Annotated in this window: 1 protein-coding gene; it reads right to left on the minus strand. The window is 68.2% G+C overall.

All coding sequences use genetic code 11. From position 1 onward, the window contains the following. Positions 1–756, minus strand: a 756-nt coding sequence (locus tag IEZ11_RS50435) for a condensation domain-containing protein (RefSeq protein WP_268239987.1), incomplete at its 3' end; no start/stop codon positions are given. Between the last annotated feature and the right edge of the window lie 3 nt (positions 757–759).

The raw sequence follows: 759 nt of genomic DNA on the forward strand, positions 1-759 counted from the left end.
ATCCCGCCCCGTCGCGTTCCACTCCACCAGCAACCGCTCCCGCTCCACACCCGAGAGCACCGCAACCTCACTGACCCGCACCCCGGGATCAGCCACCACCGCCTCCAGCACCCGCACCAGCCGAGCCGCCATCACCTCCACACTCGGCTCATCGAACAAATCCCGGGCATACACGATGTTCCCGGCAAGACCCGCCGGACGGCCGCCGGCATCCGCTTCCTCAGCGAAACCGAAGTAGAGGTCGAAGCGTGCGTTCGGTTCTCCGGCGCCGAAGGGCACGCCCAGCTGTGCCGGATCGCCGGCCATGTGCGGTGTGGCCTGCTGCAGGTTCACCATGACCTGGAACAGGGGATGGCGTGCCATGGAGCGTTCCGGGGCGAGTTCCTCCACCAGCCGCTCGAAGGGCACGTCCTGGTTCTCGAGCGCTTCCAGACCCCGCCGGCGCACCCGCTGGAGCATCCCCGTGAACGACGGATCACCCGACACATCACTGCGCAGCACCAGCGTGTTCACGAAGAACCCGACCAGATCATCCAGTGCCTCATCCAGCCGGCCCGCCACCGGCACACCCACCGGAATGTCCTCACCCGCACCCAGCCGCGACAACAGCACCGCCACCGCCGCCTGCACCACCATGAACATGGTCACGCCATGCTCCCGGCACAGACGAACAAGACCCGCATGCACCTCGACGGGCACCTCGACGGGCACCACACCGCCCTCATGGCTGGCCACCGCAGGCCGCGGCCGGTCCACCGG

The sequence above is a fragment of the Streptomyces fuscichromogenes genome, assembly GCF_014645815.1.
Classification (GTDB): Bacteria; Actinomycetota; Actinomycetes; order Streptomycetales; family Streptomycetaceae; genus Streptomyces; species Streptomyces fuscichromogenes.